Below are 19829 nucleotides of genomic sequence, written 5' to 3' on the forward strand. Positions count from 1 at the left end.
GTGCTGCTGTCGGAGGTGGTGCTTCGATCGGTATCGCTGCCGCTGGCCGATGCGGTGTATGCCGGGGCGGGACCCGGTTCCTTTGCAAACGGGGAGACGGTGCTGCTCTTCGAAGCGCCGGATGCCTTCCTGATCGTGCGGGCGGATTTTCACACGCGCCTGCTCTTCACCGAGCCACGAATCCTCGACCGACGCGTAGAACTGCCCGTCGTCGGCACCACCTCGCTGGCCGAGGTGCTGCAACACCACCGGCATCCCGCCGACCCGTTATGGGCTGCGGTCGGACTGCCCGGCGTGCCGTTGGCCATCGGCGTCAACGGCTCGGTGCGCACGCACGACAACGTGTGTGAACTGCTCGCCCGAAAGGGTGCGAACGCGCAGGGCGAGATGGCGTGGACCGTGGGGCCGCCGGTGTCGGCCGGTGCGAACTTCGAGCCCGACGCGCTGGACCTCGATCAGCTCACGCTTGGCGCCTTGGTCGATCACGCGATGCGTGTCGCCGCGGCGCGCGAACTGGCGCCTTGCCCATCCCCCGCATGGGTGCGGCGTGCAGCGTGGCTCGATCGGCGGCGTGGGCACAAGCCGGAGGTGAACTACACGGCGCTGATTTCGCCGTCGATGCTCGACGCACATGCGCGTGCCGTGAGCCAGACGCACGCCGGCTGCGTGGTCGCGCGTGGACACCTGCACGAAAACGGCACCCTCAAGGACAGCGCGGTCAACGAACTCGAACGATGGGGCTTGAACTTCCAGGCGTGGATGCTGTGGGAGCCTGCGTAGGTCTGCCCGCGCCTGATCGCGCGCGTCAGATCTTCGAAAGCGGAAACTCACCCGACGGCGTCTTCACCGTCACCCCCGTGACCCGTCCTTCATCCATCGTGAATGCGTAAATCACATTCGAGAAACTGGGCGAGCGAAACGCCAGGTCGCGATAGAGATTCAATGGCCGATCGATCGAGCCCGGCTCGACAAAGTACAACTGGCCCGCCTGCTTCTGCACCACCTTGCACTTGAAGCCGCTCGCAGTTTGATAGGTGCCGACCAACAATTGCGCCGTGGCAGCGTCAACGGTCGGCGCCCGCCGCCTGAACATCGCCTCGGCCTCGTCCAGCGTCACGGTCAGGCTCTCGATCGCGCCCTGCGGGTCCACGCTGAAGTTGACGGACCACTTGCCATGCACCTCATCGTCCGCCGTATCGAAGCGGTTGTAGTGAACGTGCGCCAGGGGCAGCACGGCGTCGCGAAAGGCCAGCGTCAATCCGGCGTCGCTTCGGCCGATCTTCAGCGCGGGGTAGACAGCGTGCTCGAAGCCGCCTTCATAAGCGTCGAGCGAGTGCGTGGGTCGCGTGCCGGGCACGTGGTCATGGGTCGCCTTGGTTCGCGCCACGGTCGCCGACTGCTTGGCCGTCTGCATGATGGGCAGGAAGCGCTCGCTCCACGGCGTTGTGTCGAGGCCAAGCAGCCGCTCGTGGAGGTTGTAAGTCAACAGGTCCGCCAGCACCGCGCAATGGTGGCCCGTGACGAAGGTGATGACGCCCGTCTTCTCATTGGGCAGATACGAAACCTGCGAGTAGAACCCGCCCAGCGAACCGCCATGAAAGGTCATGAGGTGGCCGCGATAGACAGACGTGTGCCGGCCCATGCCGTAGGTGGAATTCAACAGTTCCTTGAAGCCCCGCATCTCCAGCATGTGGTTGGGAATGGCCATGGACGGCGCGAGCGTCGCCTTGAGCACGGAAGCCGGAATGACCTGGCGATCGCCGAGCTTTCCGTCGCCCATCAAGCAGATCAGCCAGCGCGCCATGTCCTGCAAATTGGAGTTCAGGCCACCTGCCGGGCCGGCGCCGATCATGTGGCGATAGGGCGGCAGCTCGAACAGTTCGGTGTGGTCGCGCCGTTCGGTCCAGGGCACGGCAAAGTCGCTCTTGCTGCGCATCTGCTCCAGCGTGAACACGGTGTCGCGCATGCCCAGCGGGTCGAGCAGGCGCTGCTGCACGACTTGCTCCCAGCTCTGGCCGGTGAGCAGTTCAATGATGTGGCCCACGGCCGCATACATGACGTTGTTGTAGACAAAGTTTTGCCGCAGCGGGTCGCTGGGCGCCATGAATTTCAGTCGCTCGAACAACTCCTTGCGCGAGAGCTCCGAGCGGAACCACATGGAGTCGTGCCGGTTGATGCCGGTGCGATGCGCCAGCATGTCGCGCAGCGTGACGGTGCTGTTCAGCAGTTCGGTCGAGAAGCGGATGGAAGGCACGGCCTCGCGAATGGGCGTGTCCCACGCGAGCAAACCCTCTTCAACCAGAAAGCCTGCCGCCACCGCGGTGAACAGCTTGGTGTTGGAGGCGATCGGAAAAAGCGTCGACGGTGTGAACGGCAACCTGGCGCCGTAGTCCCTGAATCCGTAGCCTTTGGCGAAGACCAGTTCATCGTTCTGGACGACGCCGATGCCGATGCCCGGCGCGTTCCAGTCCGCGAGCGCCTTCTCCATGAAGGCGTCGAAACCTTCGAGCTTTTCCCCAGTGGTCATTGAGCACTCCTTTGCCCAAATCGTACCGGGGCCGGCGCCCACCCGTGGGGCGCCCTTGCTTCAACGCCCCCAGCGCAACACCAGCGGATCGAGCCGCTTCGCCGTGGCCAGCAGGCCTTCGCGCACCGCCGGGTTCATGGCGGGGAAAGGGTGCCGTGGCGCCTCGCAATCGATCACGCCGCCAGCCTTCATCAGCGCCTTCGCCGTCAGGATGCCGCCTTGCCGGTTCTCGTAGTTGATGAGCGGCAGCCACTGGTAGTACGCGGCCGCGGCTTCCTCGCGCTTGCCGGCTTGCCACGGATCCATGATCTTGCGGATGCCGTCGGGATAGCCGCCGCCCGTCATCGCGCCCGTGCAACCGGCCTCCAGATCCGGCAGCAAGGTGATGGCTTCCTCGCCGTCCCATGGCCCTTCGATGGCGTCGCCTCCGAGGCGGATCAGCTCGCGCAACTTCGACGCCGCACCGGCCGTCTCGATCTTGAAGTAGCGCACCTGCTTGATCTCCTTGGCCATGCGCGCGAGGAAGGGCGCCGTCAGCAGCGTGCCGGCCATCGGCGCGTCCTGGATCATGATGGGGATGTCGATGGCGTCCGACAACTGCGAGAAGAACTCGAAGATCTGCGCCTCTGACGCGCGCAGCGTGGCGCCGTGATAGGGCGGCATCACCATCACCATGGCCGCGCCCAGGTCCTGCGCGCGGCGGCTGCGTTCAGCGCAGATGCGGGTGCCGAAATGCGTGGTCGTCACGATCACCGGCACGCGGCCGGCCACGTGTTCAAGGATGGTCTTCGTCAGCGTCTCGCGCTCGTCGTCCGAGAGCAGGAACTGCTCCGAGAAATTGGCCAGGATGCACAGCCCGGTCGAGCCCGCATCAATCATGAAATCGACGCAGCGCCTCTGGCTGGCGAGGTCGAGTTCGCCCTGTTCGGTGAAGGTGGTCGGCACCACGGGGAATACGCCGCGATAGGGGGTGGCTTGGGTGGCAGTCATGTCGTCCTCATTGTTCTTTGGCGGATGAGAGGCGCAGCGTACGGCATCGCGCGCTGGCGGCGTGGGGCGATTATGTAGTCATACTTAAAGCGGCGAAATATGAGACGTTTAGGGGTTATCCCGAGGAAACGATCAAAATAAGTATGACTATATTTCGTCCCTCGCGAACCGCAGGAAACACCGCCCATGTCGAAGCCCCCCGTCAAACTCCGATCCGCCGAATGGTTCGGCACCGCCGACAAGAACGGCTTCATGTACCGGAGCTGGATGAAGAACCAGGGCATTCCGGACCATGAATTCCAGGGCAAGCCCGTCATCGGCATCTGCAACACCTGGTCGGAGCTGACGCCCTGCAACGCGCACTTTCGCAAGCTCGCCGAGCACGTGCGGCGCGGGATCATCGAAGCGGGTGGTTTCCCGGTGGAATTCCCGGTGTTCTCCAACGGCGAATCGAACCTGCGCCCCACGGCCATGTTCACGCGCAACCTTGCGAGCATCGACGTGGAAGAGTCGATCCGCGGCAATCCCATCGACGGCGTCGTGCTGCTGGTGGGTTGCGACAAGACCACGCCGGCGCTGCTGATGGGCGCGGCCAGCGTCGACGTGCCGGCCATTGCCGTCAGCGGCGGGCCGATGCTCAACGGCAAGCACCAGGGACGCGACATCGGCTCGGGCACGGTCGTGTGGCAGCTGTCGGAGCAGGTCAAGGCCGGCACCATCACGCTGCATGAATTCATGTCGGCCGAGGCGGGCATGTCGCGCTCGGCGGGCACCTGCAACACCATGGGCACCGCGTCCACGATGGCCTGCATGGCCGAGGCGCTGGGCGTCACGCTGCCGCACAACGCGGCCATTCCGGCGGTCGATTCGCGGCGCTATGTGCTCGCGCACATGAGCGGCATCCGCATCGTCGAGATGGTGCGCGAAGACCTGCGGCTTTCGAAGCTGCTGACGCGCGAGGCCTTCGAGAACGCGATCCGCACCAACGCGGCCATCGGTGGCTCGACCAACGCGGTGATCCACCTGAAGGCGATTGCCGGACGCATCGGCGTCAAGCTGGAGCTCGACGACTGGACGAGCATCGGCCAGGGCACGCCGACGCTGGTTGATTTGATGCCCTCGGGCCGCTTCCTGATGGAAGACTTCTACTACGCAGGCGGCTTGCCCGCGGTGCTGCGGCGCCTGGGCGAGGCGGGCCGGCTGCCGCACCGCGATGCGCTCACCGCCAACGGCAAGACGCTGTGGGACAACGTCAAGGACGCGCCCTCGTACAACCCGGAAGTCATCCGCGAATGGGACCAGCCGCTGGTGCCCGACGGCAGCATCCGCATCCTGCGCGGCAACCTCGCGCCGCGTGGCGCGGTGCTCAAGCCCTCGGCGGCCACGGCGTCGCTGCTGCGGCACCGCGGCCGCGCCGTGGTGTTCGAGAACCTGGACGACTACAAGGCGCGCATCGCCGATCCGGACCTGGATGTGACTGCCGACTCCATCCTCGTGCTCAAGAACTGCGGCCCGCGCGGCTACCCCGGCATGGCCGAGGTCGGCAACATGGGCCTGCCGCCCAAGCTGCTGGCGCAGGGCGTGACCGACATGGTGCGCATCTCCGACGCGCGCATGAGCGGCACCGCCTACGGCACCGTCGTGTTGCACGTCGCGCCCGAAGCGCGCGCTGGCGGCCCGCTGGCTGTGGTGCGCGAAGGCGACTGGATCGAACTCGACGCCGACAGCGGTCGCCTGCACCTGGACGTGAGCGATGAACAGATCGCCCATCGCCTCGAAGCCTGGGCCGCCGCGCAGAAGGCCGAGCCGGCGGACGGTTCGGGCTATCGCAAGCTGTATGTCGAACACGTCATGCAGGCCGACCAGGGCTGCGACTTCGACTTTCTTGTGGGCAGCCGCGGCGCGGGCGTGCCGCGTCATTCGCATTGATTCAGACGCAACACAGGGGACACCAGTGGGCAGCATCAACCCCATCGGCATCGATAGGCGCTACGGCAGTGTCGACATGATCAAGAACTCGGGCTCGCATCACCGCGTGACTCAAGCCGGGCTCGTGGAACGTGATCGTGGTGTCGAACGCCAAGGCATCGTGAATCTCCCGAGGCGCCGCCCGAGGGGGTTGAATATCCTGTGAGAATCGCACTGGCCTCCTCACAGGACCTCCTTCGCATGAAAGCGCCGCACCCCGACCCCGGCTACCACCAACCGCCCGACCGCAAGAGCATGCATGCCCGCATCGTGCGGGAGCTGGGCATGCGCATCGTCTCGGGCGAGTACAGGCCGGGCGACCGGTTGCCGCCGGAGGCTTCGCTCAGCGCCTGCTACGACGTCAGCCGGCCGGTGCTGCGCGAGGCCACGCGCGTGCTGGTCGCCAAGGGGCTGGTGGTGTCCAAGCAGCGCGCCGGCGCCATCGTGCGCCCGCGCAGCGAATGGCATCTGCTGGACCCCGACGTGTTGTACTGGGTGATCCAGTCCAAGCCGCAGCCGGAGTTCGTCGAAACGCTGCTCACGGTGCGGCGCATCTTCGAGCCCGCGATGGCGGCGCTCGCGGCGCGCACGGCCACGACAAACGATCTGCAACGCATCACCGAGGCCTATGCCGGGATGGAGGCCGCCAGAACGCCGGAAGAGCTCATGGAGCCCGACCTGGCTTTCCATCGGCGCATCGCGGAGGCCACGGGCAACGACCTGCTGGCCTACATCGGCAACATGCTGTCGCTGGCGCTGCGCGAATCCATCAAGCTCAGCAGCCAGGACCCCAACACGCATGCCCTGTCGCTGCCGCGGCACAAGGCCATCCTCACCGCGATCGTGAATCGCGACGCGCTGGCCGCGCGCCAGGCGACGCTGGTGCAACTGGAAGAAACGCGCGAAGACATCTCGCGCGTGCTGGGGTCGGGCGTCGACCTGATGTAGTGGCGTCTCAGCGCTGCCGCGGATCCAGCGCGTCGCGCAGCCCGTCACCGAGCAGGTTGAAGGACAACACCAGCACGAAGATCGACAGCCCCGGCCAGATGGCCATCCAGGGCGCGTTGTCGATGAAGTTCTTCGCCGTGTTGAGCATGCTGCCCCAGCTCGGCGCCGGCGGTTGCTGCCCGAGTCCGAGAAAGGACAGGCTGGCCTCGGCAATCACGGCCGCGGCAAAGGCGAGCGTGGCCTGCACGATGAGCGGCGCCGTCACGTTCGGCAGCACATGGCGCAGCGCGATGCGCAAGGGCGAATTGCCCACTGCGCGGGCGGCCTCGATGTAGTCTTCGACCTTCAGGTTCAACACCTGCGCCCGCGTGAGCCGCACGAAGATCGGCGTGGCCGAGATGCCTATGGCGACCATCGCATTCGACAGGCTCGGCCCGAGGAAGGCCGCGAGCGCAATCGCCAGGATGAGGAATGGGCAGGCCAGGAAGGCATCGGTGATGCGCGAGATCAGCGCATCCACGAAGCCGCCCAGAAAGCCTGCGGCCAGGCCGATGGGCACGCCCAGCATCAACGAGATCGAGACCGACACGACCCCCGCCATGAGCGAAGCGCGCGTGCCCCAGATGACCCGCGACAGCACGTCGCGGCCGATTTCGTCCGTGCCGAACCAGTGCTCCGCGCTGGGCGCCTTGCGGATGGCGCCCCAGCTGGTGGCGATGGGGTCCTGCGGCGAGACCCACGGCGCAAACACCGCGAGCGCCACGAAGATCAGCACGACCACCAGGCCCAGCAAGGCGCCACGCCGGCGCCGCAGTCTGCGCCAGGCGCGACGCCACGGTCCGGCTTGCGCAGGCTCCGCAGAAAGCACGGCCGGCAGGGGAGAAAGAATGCCAGCCATCAGTTGCGCAGCCGCGGGTTGACGGCGAAGTAGGCCAGGTCGGCCAGCAGGTTGAGCAGGATGTAGGCAGTGGCCGTGACCAGCACCACGCCTTGCACCACCATGTAGTCGCGGTTGAACACCGAATCGACGATGAGCTTGCCGAATCCCGGAATGGTGAACACCTGCTCGGTGAGCACCGCGCCCGAGAGCAGCGTGCCCAGTTCCAGCGCGCCGAGCGTGATGACGGGCGTCAACGCATTGCGCAGCGCATGCCGCAGCACGACGGTGCGCTCGTTCAGTCCCTTGGCTCGCGCGGTGCGCACGTAGTCCGCCGAAAGCACCTGCAGCATCGCGCTGCGCGTGTGCCGCATCAGCACGGCGGCAATGGCGTTGCCGAGCACGAAGGCCGGCATGATCATGGCGGCGAGGTTGGCGCCCAGGTCTTCGAATGGGCTCACATAGCCCGACGCGGGCAGCCAGCCCAGCTGCACCGAAAACAGCAGGATGAGCAGGATGCCGAGCCAGAAGTTCGGCGTCGAGATGCCCCACAGCGCGAAGACGTTGGCCGCGTAATCCCAGACCGTGCCGCGTCCCACCGCCGAGACCACGCCGGCCGGGATGCCGATGACCAGCGCAATCGCGAAGGCCAGCAGCGCGAGCTCCAGCGTGACGGGCAGCTTCTGCAGCACCAGGTCGAGCACCGGTTGCTGGGTGCGAACCGATTCGCCCAGGTCGCCGCGCAGCACGCCGCCGATCCAGTACGCATAGCGCACCGGCAGCGGCTCGTCCAGGTGCAGCTTGGTGTGCAGGTAGGCGATGACGGTGGGGTCCTGGTCCTCGCCGGCCAGCATCTTGGCCGGATCGCCAGGCAACAGTTGCTGCAGCCCGAAGATCAGCATCGAGACGAAAACGAGCGTCGGCACGATCGTCGCAATGCGCCTGGCGAGGTACTCGAACATGGCGAAAGTGGATCAGTTCGCCAGCTTCAGGCCGCTCACGCGCAGCAGGCCATCGGGCACGTTGCGCACGCCGTTCAGCTTGGGGCTGTAGGCCCACAGCCAGTTGCGGTGGTAGAGATAGATGATCGGGCGTTCCTTCAGCACCTTGCCGGCGATCTGCTCGTACACCTTCTTGCGGTCGGCCACCTCGCGCAGTTCACGTGACTGGGCGAGCAGCTTGTCGGTGTCGGCGTCGCAATAGCCGGCGTAGTTCAGCGGTTGCTTGCAGCCGTGGAAGCTGAAGGCGTTGCCGTCCGGGTCGGCGCGGCCGCTCCAAGCCAGGAGGTAGGCCTCGAAGTTGCCCTTGTCCGCCATGTCCAGCGAGGTCGCGAATTCGGCGGACAGGATCTTCACGTCGAAGCCGGCCTCGCGCGACATCGCCTGAACCACGAGGGCCAGTCGTTGCGCGTCTGAGGTCGTCGGTGTCACCAGCGTGAAGCTGGGGTTGGTCACGCCGGCTTCTTTCAGCAAGGCCTTGGCGCGGTTCACGTCGCGCTTGGGCAGCGGCACGTTCTTCGCGTAGTAGCTGTTGCCTGGCGCGACCCACTGGTTGCCCACCGTGGCTTCGCCGTCCATCACCACTTGCGCCAGGCCTTGGCGGTCCAACGAAAGCTCCAGCGCCTCGCGCACACGTGCATCGCGGCCCAGCGGCGTGTTCTTCGCCTGGTCGCTCTTGCCGACATTGATGGTCAGTCCCTGGTAGCCGATTTCGGTGATGCGCGAGATCTTGAGTTTCTTTTCCGACTCGATCTTCGCCATGTCGCTCGGCGCCACGCGCTCGATGAAGTCGAGCTGGCCCGAGCGCAGGTTGGCGAGCCGCACCGACGCATCGGGGATCGGCGTGTAGATCACCTTGTCGAAGTGGATCGCGTCCTTGTTCCAGTACTGCGCATAGCGCTCCAGGACGATCTTGTCCTGCGCCACGCGCTCGACGAACTTGAAGGGGCCGGAGCACACGGGCTTGGCGCCGAACTTGTCGCCCTCATCCTTCGCAGCCTTGGGCGAGACCATCATGCCGGCGCGGTCGGCCAGTTGCGCGAGCAGCGGCGAGAAGGGCGCCGAGAGGTTCAGGCGAACGGTCGACGCATCGACCACGTCCACGCTGGCCACGGGCGCCAGTTCGCCGCGGCGGTTGGAGCCGGGAATCGTCTTGTGCCGTTCGATGTTGAACTTGACGGCCGCCGCGTCGAACTTCTCGCCGTCGTGAAAAGTCACGCCCTGGCGCAGCTTCATCGTCAGCGCCTTGTTGTCGGCCGACCATTCCCAGGAGGTGGCGAGCTGCGGGACGATGTTGAGCTTCTCGTCGATGTCGAAGAGCTTGTCGCACAGGCCGGCGAACACCACGCGCCCGACGAAGCTGCGCGCCAGCGAGGGGTCGAGCACATCGGGGTCTTCGGCCAGTCCCACCCGCAGGGTTTGCGCCTGCGCAAGAAAGGGGGCCAGCGCCAGCAGCAGCACAGGCCGGCGGAAGAGGGCGTTCAGTTTCATGGCGTGAATCTCCGGGGATGGATGGAATGGGGTGGTGGGGGCGTCATCGCGCCGCCGCTGCGGCCAGTGATTCGACGGGACGCACGAAGGCCGATTGCAGGCGTTCGAGCCGCGCCCGCAGGGGTGAGGCAACTGTTGCGCCGCGGAGGGTCTTCGGCGGCGCGATCTCGCGCCAGAAGTGGCAGGCCACCGAACGCTCGCCATCGCTTTCCAGCACAAGGTCTTGTTCAGCGCATACCGGCCGCGCGTGCGGGCATCGCGTGTGGAAGTGACAACCGCCCGGCGGGTTCAGGGGACTGGGCACGTCGCCGGCCAGCAGCACGCGCTCGCGCCGAAGGCCGGGCTCGGGCAAGGGGATGGCCGACAGCAGGGCCTGCGTGTAGGGATGGCGCGGCGTGGCGAAGATCGCGTCCTTGTCGCCGACCTCGACGATGCGGCCGAGGTACATCACGGCGACGCGCGTCGCGATGTGCTTGACCACCGCGAGATCGTGCGCAATGAACATGTAGGCCACGCCGAACTCGCGCTGCAGGTCTTGCAGCAGGTTCACGACCTGCGCCTGCACCGAGACGTCGAGCGCTGACACTGCCTCGTCGCACACGATGAGCCGGGGTTCGCCCGCCAATGCCCGTGCGATGCCGATGCGCTGACGCTGGCCGCCCGAGAACTCGTGCGGATAGCGTTGCGCATGCGACGCAGACAGTCCCACGGTTTGCAGCAGTTCCGTCACGCGCTGGCGATGCCGGCCGGTGTGCAGGCCGTGCAGCATCAGCGGCTCGGCCAGTGTCTGCCCCACGGTCATGCGCGGATTGAGCGAGGCGTAGGGGTCCTGGAAAATCAGCTGCATCGCGCGGCGGCGCGCACGCAGCGCGCGGGCATCGAGCGTGCCCAGGTCCTGCCCTTCGAAGTGCACGTGGCCCGCGCTGGGTTCGATGAGCCGCAGCACCAACCGGCCCAGCGTGGACTTGCCGCAGCCCGACTCGCCCACGACGCCGAGCGTTTCGCCGGCGGCAATGTGCAGGTCGACGCCATCGACCGCGCGCACCGTGCCCTGCACGCGTCCGAACACGCCGCGGCGAACGGGGAAGTGCTTGGTCAGCCCTTGGGCCTGCAGCAGCATCTCGCTCATGCCGTGACCCCCTCGGTCATGTCGGCACACAGGGTCACCGGGTCCAGCGGCGCGCGCCAGCAGGCCGACTTGTGGCCCTTGCCCACCTCGCGCAAGGGCGGCGATTGCTCGAGGCATTGCGCCACCGCAAAAGGGCAACGCTGCGCAAAGCTGCATCCGGGCGGCGGCTTCAGCGGATTGGGCACCTGGCCTTCGATGGACGCGAGGCGCTTGCGCCTGGAATCGAGCCGCGGAATCGAGCCCAGCAGGCCGACCGTGTAGGGATGCTGCGGCGATTCGAACAGCGCGTGCACCGGCGCCTGCTCGACCACGCGGCCCGCATACATCACCACCACGTCGTCGGCCACCTCCGCGACCACACCCAGGTCGTGCGTGATGAGGATGATGGCGGCGCCGCTGTCGTCCTGCAGCGTGCGCATCAGTTCGAGGATCTGCGCCTGGATGGTCACGTCGAGGGCAGTCGTGGGTTCGTCCGCGATCAGCAGGCGCGGCTCGCAGGCCAGCGCCATCGCGATCATCGCGCGCTGCCGCATGCCGCCCGAGAGCTTGTGCGGATACTCGTGAAAGCGTTGCTCCGGCGCCGGGATGCGCACCTTCTCCAGCATGGCGATGGCGCGCACCTTCGCCTCGACGCGGCCCATGCGCCGATGCCGCAGCAGCCCCTCGACGATCTGCTCGCCGATGGTGAAGGCGGGGTTCAGCGACGACATCGGCTCCTGAAAGATCATGCCGATGCCGTTGCCGCGCAGGTCCTGCAACTCGCGCACGGGTGCGCCCACCAGCTCGCGTCCCTCGAAGCGGATGGAGCCGCCCGCGATGCGTCCGGGCGGCGAGGGCACCAGCCCCATGATCGACAGCGACGTCACGCTCTTGCCGCATCCCGATTCGCCCACGATGGCCAGCGTGCGGCCGGCATGGACGCAGAAGCTCACGCCATCGACCGCGGCGAATTCGCCGTCTTCCGTCTTGAAGTGCGTGCGCAGGTCGCGCACCTCCAGCAGTGCGGTCATGCGGCGTTCAAGCGCCGGGCTGCGTTGAAGCTTTCAATGCGCGATTCGATCGCTTCGCGGTCGATGAGTCCGGTGGGATCGTGCCGGCCGGCAAGGCAGGCGGTGAAGGGCTGGAAGCGCATCAGGCTCACGTCATGCAGACGCTGCAATTCGACAAAGGGCTCGGGGTGGTCGTCCACGCGCAGGTCGAGTTGCGGGTAGTCCTGGTCGCCGTGGATGCGAAGCGCGGCGGACTGCTTGCCGCGCTTGTCGCCGCCGGCGGCATCGCCTGCGGCCAGCGCGGCAAGCAGGCGCTCGGCCAGCGGGCGGCCCTTCGACGACAGCCAGGCTTGCGCGGTCGCCATGATCACTTGCGGCCCGGCGAGCATGTTGCCGGCCACGCTGAAATCCTCGCCGACTTCGTGGCCGCACCAGTCGACGCATTGCGCGCCGGTGTACGCCGCGGCCGCGCCGCGCGCAGGCAGCACGTGGACTTGCCGATGCGCGCGGCCTTCGTCCGCGTCGACCAGCGAGCGGACAACCGCGTCGGCGGGTTGGCCGGCGCTCAACAGCTCGAGGCCCGCGGCGCCATACAAGGGATTCATCAACGCTTGCGTCGCAAGAACGCCGCTGGCGCGGCGGCTGTGCACGCACAGCGCGCCGACGGCAAAGAAGCGGCTGGCTATTGCCACGCCGAGGTTTCCGTCATCGTCGCGCGCCAGGATCGACCATGTCATCGCATTCGAACTCACCCGTTGAAACTATGGTTCGCAGTGCAAGGGTTGTGCCAAAGCAATGCGCTTGCACAGGCAGGGTGCCACTGCAAGCCAGCCGGAGGCTATGCCATGCGGGTTGGTCGGCGCAAGGGATGTAAATACCGAGTCAAAAAGTGGAACGGCCCCGAAGGGCCGTCGCTGTGTGGCGCTGAGGCAATTGAACCGTGGCCGGCGCCGCGGCGGCTGTTGTCTCAGGCGACGTGCTGTTGCTTGCCGGACTTGTGGGCCGCCTTCTGAGTGGGCTTGGCAGTGGACTTGTGGGCCTTGCTGGTCTTTGTGGCTGCAGGCTTGGTGGAACTGTGGGCAGGCGCCTTGGCGAAGGACGAGCCGGCGGCCAGGGCGAAAGTTGCGGCGACGAGAGCGATGAGAGGACGTTTCATGTTGGCGTTTGATATTGAAGAGTGGTCCGAAGGAGGAGGTGCTTTGATCGAACGCCGGAATCGGCGCCGGTCATGACATTCAACGCGCCGTTTTCATTCGGGATGACACATTTCTTAGTACTATTTTCGGCGTTGAACCGAGGCGTTGCGCCATGGAATCTTGTTGCGCGTCACGCTCGCCGCGCAAGAGAATGCAGGCCCTCTCACCGCATCCTGACTTCCAGTGATTTCAAGGGCGCGTCGAACTTCGAGCGCCAGACCTCGCCGGGCTTGACCGGCCACGCGTCCGTCCAGGTGCCGGTGGTGACGAACTCCCCGGGCAGCAGCGAGGGCGCGCCGGGGCAAGCCTGCATCTCCTTCACGAAATGAAGCAGTGCGTGCAGGGGGCCATCCAGCACGTTGATGCCGGTGCCTTCATCCATCACGCGGTCGCCATGCAACAGTTGCACGTGCGTGGCGGCCAGCAGGGCGTCGAGTTCGGCGCCGCTCGCTGCGAACTCGCGCACGGGTGTCGTGCGGCCGACCAGCAGGCGGCCGTGCAAGGCGCCGTCGGCCACGGTGTCGGCCGCCACGAATTTCCAGTTGGCGCAATGCGAGTGGACGATCTCGAAGCCCGGCGCGAGCCAGTCGACGCAGGCGAAAAGCTGTTCCAGCGTGGGATCCTGAGGCGGGGTGGCCGCGATGCCGAACACGATCTCCGGCTCCAGGCGCGGTTGGCTGGTGCCGGTGAGGTCGATTTCGCCTTGCGCGTCGCCGCGCGTCACCGTCGTGTTCCACACCGGTCCCCAGATGGGCGCATAGACGCCGTAGCGTTCCCAGATGGTGCGGTTGGTGAAGCCGATCTTGTAGCCCAGCGGCTTCTCGCCGCGCTGGATGCGCAGCGTGCGCACCGCGAGCGCGTCCTGGTAGGCGGCACCCACGTCCGGCCAGCGCGTGCCTTCTGGCTCGGCGGGCCACAGCGTGCCCTCGTCGTAATGCTTCAGGAGCGTCTGCGGTGTGAGGAGCGTCATGGTCCGCAGTCTAGTGACGCGACAAGCGGATGAACAGGCCCTTGCGTCCTGTTGCCGTGTGCCGCGTTAGCGCGCTATCGAAGCGCGCGCGGCCGCACCAGCAAGCGTCGGCCGGCGCCCCAGCCACTCACCGCCATCGCCACCGCGAGCACGACCATCAGGATTGCCGAGGATTCGAAGCTGCCCGTCCATCCGCGAAGCAGGCCCGCCAGCAAGGGCCCGCTGGTCGCCAGCACATAGCCGCCGCCTTGCGCCATCGCCGAGAGTTGCGCCGTCACGTTCGCGTCGGGCGAGCGCATGACGATGAGGCTGAGCGCCAGCGCGAACGCGCCGCCCTGGCCGCAGCCGAGCAGCACCGCCCACACCCAGCGCCCACCCAGCGGCGCGAAGATGAAAGCCAGCATCGCCACCAGGATGATCGCCGCCATGCCCACGGCGAGCGCGCGCTGGTCGCGGCAGCGCGCGGCGATGGATGGCGTCACCAGGCAGGTCGCGAGCTGCACCAAGATCGACACGGCCACGACGTAGCCTGCCTCGGCGCCGTCGAGGCCGCGCTCGCGCAGCAAGGGCGCCAGCCAGCCGAGCACGATGTACGCCAAGGCCGATTGCAGCCCCATGAAGCAGGTGACTTGCCATGCCAGCGGGTCGCGCCAGAGGCTGCCGACACGCGCGTGCGCGTGGCTGGGCAGCGCGTGCGCGGCCAGCGCCTGAGGCGCCCACAGAAGAAGGACCACGGCCGCGGGGATGGCCCAGGCGGCGAGCGTCGTCGTCCATGAGCCGTGGAACACATTGCGCTCCAGCGGCACCGTGAACGCGGTCGACCCCGCTGCGCCGGCGCACACGGCGAGCGTGTAGAGGCCCGTCATCATCGCGGCCCGCGTCGGGAAGTCGCGCTTGACCAGGCCTGGCAACAGTACGTTGCCCACGGCGATGCCCGCACCCGCCAGCGCGGTCGAGGCAAAGAGCAGTGGCAGGCTGCCGGTGCCGCGCAACACGGTGCCGATGCAGATCAGCAGCAGCGCGCCAAAGAGCGTGCGTTCCGCGCCAAAGCGCCGCGCCAGTGCCGGCGCGGGCACGGCGAACACGCCCAGGCACAGCAAGGGCAAGGTGGTGAGCAGGCTCGCGACAGAAGGGCTCATGCCCGTGTCCCGCATCACTTCCGGCAGCAACACCGAAAGACTGCCGAACACAGGCCGCAGGTTGAACGCGATCAGGATGAGGCTCAGGCCCAGGAGAACTTGGCGCGCGAGGGTCGGGGAGGGGGACGCTGGCGCGGAAAGCGCGCGCGTGTTGGAGAACGAAGACATGGGCCGCCGACTCTATTCCTGTCGCGCGGCCGGCGCTGCCTCGCGCCGGAAAGCCCCCTAAACTCATCGAATGCCTTCGACTCGGCCCGCGGAAGAGAAAGCCGGTTTGCCGGTTCTTGCCTTTGCCAGCGCAAAGGATTTCGGGCGCTGGATTTCCAGGCAACCTGCGGCGTCGAAGGGCCTGTGGCTCAAGATCGCCAAGAAGGGTTGCAGCGAGAAAAGCGTGTCGCGCCAGGATGCCATCGCCACGGCGCTGTGCCACGGCTGGATCGACGGCCAGATCGACAAATACGACGAACACTGGTGGCTGACGCGCTTCACGCCGCGAACGCCGCGCAGCAAGTGGTCGCAGATCAACTGCAACACGGCCCTGCGGCTGATCGACGAGGGTCGGATGCTGCCCGCTGGCTTTGCGCAGGTAGAGGCAGCCAAGGCGGACGGGCGCTGGGATGCAGCCTACCCCGCGCAGAGCAAGGCTACCGTGCCGCCCGACCTGCAGGTTGCGCTCGACGCCAATCCCGTTGCGAAGCGCTTTTTCGCGAAGCTCGACGGCGCCAATCGCTTCGCCGTGCTCTATCGCGTGCAGGAACCAAAGCTGGCCGCCACCCGCGCGCGGCGCATCGAGAAATTCGTGGCGATGCTCGAGCGCGGCGAGACCGTCCACCCGCCCACGAAGAAGAGCCAGTCGCCTGACTCAAAGGAGCCGTGAAATCTCCTGCGCCGAGGCGAGCAGCGACGGCAGGATCGTGTCCTGCATCACCTTCGCGCTGGTGCGATTGGCCTGCCCGCTGATGTTGAGCGCGGCAATCGTGCGGCCCTGGCGATTCACGATCGGTGCGGCAATGGAGATCAGCCCTTCTTCCAGTTCCTGGTTGACCAGGCACCAGCCCTGGCGCCGCGCCTGCACGACCTTGGCAACAACAGCATCGACCTCCGTCAAGGTGTGCTTGGTGAAAGGCTCCAGCGTCGACGCGGCCAGCCTGGCGCGAAGCTGCGCGTCGTCCAGATCAGCCAGCAGCATGCGACCCAGGGAAGTGCACCAGGCCGGCAGGCGCGAACCGACGCCCAGCGTGATGCGCATGATCTTGTGTGTGGGCACGCGCAGCACGTAGACGATATCGGTTGCATCCAGCACCGCGGCGGAGCACGATTCCTGCACCTGCGCGACCAGCGTTTCCATGATGGGTTCGGCGCGGCTCCAGATGGGCATCGACGAGAGGTAGGCAAAGCCCAAATCGAGGATGCGCGGCGTGAGGCCGAACAGCTTGCCGTCGCTCTCCACATAGCCCAGCGTTTGCAGGGTGAGAAGAATGCGCCGCGCACCGGCGCGCGTGAGTCCGCTGGCGGCGGCCACTTCCGACAGCGTCTGGCGAGGCGCCTTCGCGCTGAAGGAGCGAATGACCTCCAGCCCCCGCGCGAAGGACTGCACGTAGCTGTCGCCCGGACGTGGTGTATCGGTTTGTGTCGCAGTGGTTGTCATGGCGTTTCGATTCCTCTAGAATTCATTATACGAACAAATGTTCTGTATGCGAACAAATTCCCAACCTCAGGAGACAGATCCAGATGATCGACAAGATCGCCAGCTCGGTCGCCGATGCCATGGCAGGCATCCAGGACGGTGCCACCGTCCTGATCGGCGGCTTCGGCACCGCCGGCATTCCCAATGAACTGATCGACGGCCTGATCGCGCAGGGCGCCAGGGACCTGACCGTCGTCAACAACAACGCCGGCAATGGCGACGTCGGACTGGCAGCGCTGCTCAAAGCGGGCCGCGTTCGCAAGATCATCTGCAGCTTTCCGCGGCAGGCGGACAGCTACGTGTTCGACGAGTTGTATCGCAGCGGCAAGCTGGAGCTGGAACTGGTGCCACAAGGCAACCTGGCCGAGCGCATTCGCGCAGCAGGCGCGGGCATCGGCGCCTTTTTCTGCCCGACGGGCTTCGGCACGCAACTCTCGGGCGACCGCGAAGTGCGCGAGATCAACGGCAAGAAGTACGTGCTCGAATTCCCGATCCACGGCGACGTGGCACTCATCAAGGCCGAGACGGGCGACCGCTGGGGCAACCTGCTCTATCGCAAGGCGGCGCGCAACTTCGGTCCGGTGATGGCGATGGCGTCGAAGAAGACCATTGCGACGGTTCACGAGATTGCCGAACTCGGCACGCTGGACCCCGAAGCCATCGTGACGCCCGGCATCTTCGTGCACAAGGTTGTGAAAATCGAACGCGTCGCCACGCAAGCCGGCGGCTTCAAGAAGGCAGCATGATGACTTACCAACGCCGCACCAAGGAACAACTCGCCAAGCGCGTCGCCCAGGACATCTTCGACGGGGCAGTCGTCAACCTCGGCATTGGCCAGCCGACGCTGGTCGCCAACCACCTGCCCGCGGGCCGCGAAGTCATCCTGCACAGCGAGAACGGCATCCTCGGCATGGGCGCCGCGCCCGCTGAAGGCCAAGAAGACTACGACCTCATCAACGCCGGCAAGCAGCCCGTCACGCTGTTGCCGGGCGGCGCCTACTTCCACCACGCCGACAGCTTCGCGATGATGCGCGGCGGTCATCTGGATATCTGTGTGCTGGGCGCCTTCCAGGTGTCGGCCACCGGCGACCTGGCCAACTGGCACACGGGCGAAAAGGACGCCATTCCCGCCGTCGGCGGTGCCATGGACCTGGCCATCGGCGCCAAGCAGACTTGGGTCATGATGGACCTGCTGACCAAGAAGGGCGAGAGCAAGCTGGTCGAATCGTGCACCTATCCGCTCACGGGCATCGGCTGCGTCAAGCGCGTGTATTCGGACATCGCCACGCTCGAATGCACCCCCAAGGGGCTGAAGCTCATCGACATGGTGGAAGGCCTGACGCACGCAGAATTGGAAAAGCTGGTCGGCCTGCCGATCGCTGCCTGAAAATCCGCATTCATCACGACGAAGAGACATTGACATGATCAACGAAGCCTTTATCTGCGACGCCATCCGCACCCCCTTCGGCCGCTACGGCGGCGCGCTGTCCAGTGTTCGCGCGGACGACCTCGGCGCAGTGCCGCTGCGGGCGCTCATGGAGCGCAACAAGAATGTCGATTGGCAAGCGGTGAGCGACGTGCTCTACGGCTGCGCCAACCAGGCCGGCGAAGACAACCGCAACGTGGCGCGCATGTCCTTGCTGCTGGCAGGCCTGCCGCAGGAATTGCCGGGCGGCACCATCAACCGACTGTGCGGTTCGGGCCTGGATGCGCTGGGCACCGCTGCTCGCGCCATCAAGGCCGGTGAGGCCGGGATGATGATCGCGGGCGGCGTGGAAAGCATGAGCCGCGCGCCCTTTGTCATGCCCAAGGCCGAAAGCGCCTTCAGCCGCGCCAACGCGGTGTATGACACGACCATCGGCTGGCGCTTCGTCAACAAGCTCATGAAAGCGCAATACGGCGTCGACTCGATGCCCGAGACGGCGGAGAACGTCGCGACCGACTACAAGATCGAGCGCGAAGCGCAAGACCGCATGGCGCTCGCGTCGCAACAGCGTGCCGTCGCGTCGCAGAAGTCCGGCTTCTTCGACGCCGAGATCGTGCCCGTGAGCGTGCCGCAGAAAAAGGGCGACGCGGTCATCGTCAACAAGGACGAGCATCCGCGCGAAACCAGCATGGAAGCGCTGGCCAAGCTCAAGGGCGTCGTTCGGCCTGACGGCACCGTCACGGCCGGCAATGCCAGCGGCGTGAATGACGGCGCCGTGGCGCTGCTGCTGGCGAGCGAAGCGATGGCGGCGAAGCAGGGCCTGACGCCGCGCGCGCGCATCGTCGGCATGGCCACGGCAGGTGTTCCTCCGCGCGTGATGGGCATCGGCCCGGCGCCAGCCACGCAAAAGGTGCTGGCGCTGACGGGCCTCAAGCTCGACCAGATCGACGTGATCGAACTCAACGAAGCCTTTGCAGCGCAGGGCCTCGCCGTGCTGCGCCTGCTCGGCCTGAAGGACGACGATGCGCGGGTCAACATCAACGGCGGCGCGATTGCGTTGGGCCATCCGCTGGGCGCCAGCGGCGCCCGCCTGGCCACGACGGCGGTGAACCAACTGCACAAGAGCGGTGGCCGCTACGCGCTTTGCACCATGTGCATTGGCGTGGGGCAGGGCATCGCGGTGATCCTCGAGCGCGTCTGAGTTTTTTCCCCGCTCCCTGAAACGACAAAAGCGCCTCGCGGCGCTTTTGTCGTTCCGGGTTGACGCTCACGCGCCTCCGTCCTGAAGGCGCGGCTGCGTCCGCCGATCAGCGCTTGCCCTGCCTGGCCAGCACCCTCGCGCGTTGCACCGAGTGGTGCTGGCCGTAGCCAAAGTAGATGGCCAGGCCGATGGCGAGCCACACGACCAGACGAAGCCAGGTGTCGCCCGGCAGCGCGCTCATCAGCACCAGGCAGAACAGGATGCCCAGCACCGGGATGAACGGCACGCCCGGA

Annotated in this window: 21 protein-coding genes; 8 read left to right on the forward strand and 13 right to left on the reverse strand. The window is 66.4% G+C overall.

Annotation, left to right across the window (positions count from 1 at the left end; genetic code table 11):
- Entirely contained in the window at positions 1 to 780 is a 780-nt protein-coding gene (locus QTI66_RS22900) for a hypothetical protein (RefSeq protein WP_286562235.1), read from the forward strand.
- A gap of 25 nt (positions 781 to 805) precedes the next feature.
- On the opposite strand, the gene QTI66_RS22905 is transcribed toward QTI66_RS22900, so the two are convergent.
- Both QTI66_RS22905 and QTI66_RS22910 read right to left on the reverse strand, forming a co-directional pair.
- Complete coding sequence (locus QTI66_RS22905; RefSeq protein WP_286562236.1) at positions 806 to 2527, reverse strand: serine hydrolase; 1722 nt, start codon at positions 2525 to 2527, stop codon at positions 806 to 808.
- Between the two features lie 60 nt (positions 2528 to 2587).
- Positions 2588 to 3517, reverse strand: coding sequence for a dihydrodipicolinate synthase family protein (locus tag QTI66_RS22910; RefSeq protein ID WP_286562237.1), 930 nt, complete (start codon positions 3515 to 3517; stop codon positions 2588 to 2590).
- A gap of 186 nt (positions 3518 to 3703) precedes the next feature.
- On the opposite strand from QTI66_RS22910, the gene QTI66_RS22915 reads away from it, so the two are divergent.
- Genes QTI66_RS22915 through QTI66_RS22925 form a run of 3 tightly spaced genes read left to right on the forward strand, consistent with a single transcriptional unit; the run spans position 3704 to position 6433 of the window.
- On the forward strand, positions 3704 to 5446 hold the full coding sequence (locus tag QTI66_RS22915) for an IlvD/Edd family dehydratase (protein ID WP_286562238.1): 1743 nt from the start codon (positions 3704 to 3706) through the stop codon (positions 5444 to 5446).
- Positions 5447 to 5471: 25 nt separating this feature from the next.
- The gene (locus tag QTI66_RS22920) at positions 5472 to 5651 is read left to right on the forward strand and encodes a hypothetical protein (RefSeq protein WP_286562239.1); all 180 of its coding nucleotides are present in this window, start codon (positions 5472 to 5474) and stop codon (positions 5649 to 5651) included.
- Positions 5652 to 5686: 35 nt separating this feature from the next.
- Complete coding sequence (locus QTI66_RS22925) at positions 5687 to 6433, forward strand: FadR/GntR family transcriptional regulator (RefSeq protein ID WP_286562240.1); 747 nt, start codon at positions 5687 to 5689, stop codon at positions 6431 to 6433.
- Between the two features lie 7 nt (positions 6434 to 6440).
- Here QTI66_RS22925 and QTI66_RS22930 read toward each other — a convergent pair whose 3' ends face one another.
- The 9 genes from QTI66_RS22930 to QTI66_RS22970 form a co-directional block, all read right to left on the reverse strand.
- Positions 6441 to 7331 carry an ABC transporter permease gene (locus QTI66_RS22930; RefSeq protein WP_286562242.1) on the reverse strand — a complete coding sequence of 297 codons (891 nt, stop codon included), beginning with the start codon at positions 7329 to 7331 and terminating at the stop codon, positions 6441 to 6443.
- A complete protein-coding gene (locus tag QTI66_RS22935) occupies positions 7331 to 8272 on the reverse strand; it encodes an ABC transporter permease (RefSeq protein ID WP_286562243.1) in 942 nt (313 codons plus the stop codon). Before QTI66_RS22935 ends, QTI66_RS22930 begins: the two co-directional genes overlap by 1 nt.
- Positions 8273 to 8284: 12 nt before the next feature.
- Positions 8285 to 9799 (reverse strand): ABC transporter substrate-binding protein, encoded by a 1515-nt coding sequence (locus tag QTI66_RS22940; protein ID WP_286562244.1) that lies wholly within the window; start codon positions 9797 to 9799, stop codon positions 8285 to 8287.
- A gap of 43 nt (positions 9800 to 9842) precedes the next feature.
- Positions 9843 to 10928, reverse strand: coding sequence for an ABC transporter ATP-binding protein (locus QTI66_RS22945; protein WP_286562245.1), 1086 nt, complete (start codon positions 10926 to 10928; stop codon positions 9843 to 9845).
- Entirely contained in the window at positions 10925 to 11938 is a 1014-nt protein-coding gene (locus QTI66_RS22950) for an ABC transporter ATP-binding protein (RefSeq protein WP_286562247.1), read from the reverse strand. Before QTI66_RS22950 ends, QTI66_RS22945 begins: the two co-directional genes overlap by 4 nt.
- Positions 11935 to 12654: a DUF1028 domain-containing protein gene (locus tag QTI66_RS22955; RefSeq protein ID WP_286562248.1), complete on the reverse strand. Its 720-nt coding sequence runs from the start codon at positions 12652 to 12654 to the stop codon at positions 11935 to 11937. Before QTI66_RS22955 ends, QTI66_RS22950 begins: the two co-directional genes overlap by 4 nt.
- Before the next feature lie 230 nt (positions 12655 to 12884).
- On the reverse strand, positions 12885 to 13073 hold the full coding sequence (locus QTI66_RS22960) for a hypothetical protein (RefSeq protein ID WP_286562249.1): 189 nt from the start codon (positions 13071 to 13073) through the stop codon (positions 12885 to 12887).
- Between the two features lie 203 nt (positions 13074 to 13276).
- Positions 13277 to 14083, reverse strand: a complete 807-nt coding sequence (locus QTI66_RS22965) for a 2-keto-4-pentenoate hydratase (protein ID WP_286562251.1) — start codon at positions 14081 to 14083, stop codon at positions 13277 to 13279.
- 74 nt (positions 14084 to 14157) lie between these two features.
- Positions 14158 to 15390, reverse strand: a complete 1233-nt coding sequence (locus QTI66_RS22970) for a CynX/NimT family MFS transporter (protein ID WP_286562252.1) — start codon at positions 15388 to 15390, stop codon at positions 14158 to 14160.
- A gap of 106 nt (positions 15391 to 15496) precedes the next feature.
- Here QTI66_RS22970 and QTI66_RS22975 point away from each other — a divergent pair, with 106 nt between their 5' ends.
- The gene (locus QTI66_RS22975; protein ID WP_286562253.1) at positions 15497 to 16099 is read left to right on the forward strand and encodes a YdeI/OmpD-associated family protein; all 603 of its coding nucleotides are present in this window, start codon (positions 15497 to 15499) and stop codon (positions 16097 to 16099) included.
- On the opposite strand, the gene QTI66_RS22980 is transcribed toward QTI66_RS22975, so the two are convergent.
- Positions 16085 to 16870, reverse strand: a complete 786-nt coding sequence (locus QTI66_RS22980) for an IclR family transcriptional regulator (RefSeq protein ID WP_286562254.1) — start codon at positions 16868 to 16870, stop codon at positions 16085 to 16087. The two genes, QTI66_RS22975 and QTI66_RS22980, sit on opposite strands and share 15 nt — an antisense overlap.
- Positions 16871 to 16953: 83 nt before the next feature.
- On the opposite strand from QTI66_RS22980, the gene QTI66_RS22985 reads away from it, so the two are divergent.
- The 3 genes from QTI66_RS22985 to pcaF are packed head-to-tail and all read left to right on the forward strand — an operon-like array spanning position 16954 to position 19536.
- Positions 16954 to 17655 (forward strand): 3-oxoacid CoA-transferase subunit A, encoded by a 702-nt coding sequence (locus QTI66_RS22985; protein WP_286562255.1) that lies wholly within the window; start codon positions 16954 to 16956, stop codon positions 17653 to 17655.
- The gene (locus tag QTI66_RS22990; RefSeq protein ID WP_286562487.1) at positions 17655 to 18296 is read left to right on the forward strand and encodes a 3-oxoacid CoA-transferase subunit B; all 642 of its coding nucleotides are present in this window, start codon (positions 17655 to 17657) and stop codon (positions 18294 to 18296) included. Before QTI66_RS22985 ends, QTI66_RS22990 begins: the two co-directional genes overlap by 1 nt.
- Before the next feature lie 34 nt (positions 18297 to 18330).
- A complete protein-coding gene (gene pcaF / locus QTI66_RS22995; protein ID WP_286562256.1) occupies positions 18331 to 19536 on the forward strand; it encodes a 3-oxoadipyl-CoA thiolase in 1206 nt (401 codons plus the stop codon).
- Positions 19537 to 19642: 106 nt separating this feature from the next.
- Here the strand turns inward: pcaF and QTI66_RS39595 are convergent, their stop codons facing one another.
- On the reverse strand, positions 19643 to 19777 hold the full coding sequence (locus QTI66_RS39595; RefSeq protein WP_353506213.1) for an amino acid permease C-terminal domain-containing protein: 135 nt from the start codon (positions 19775 to 19777) through the stop codon (positions 19643 to 19645).
- Between the last annotated feature and the right edge of the window lie 52 nt (positions 19778 to 19829).

The organism is Variovorax brevis, from assembly GCF_030317105.1.
GTDB classification, from domain to species: Bacteria; Pseudomonadota; Gammaproteobacteria; order Burkholderiales; family Burkholderiaceae_C; genus Variovorax; species Variovorax brevis.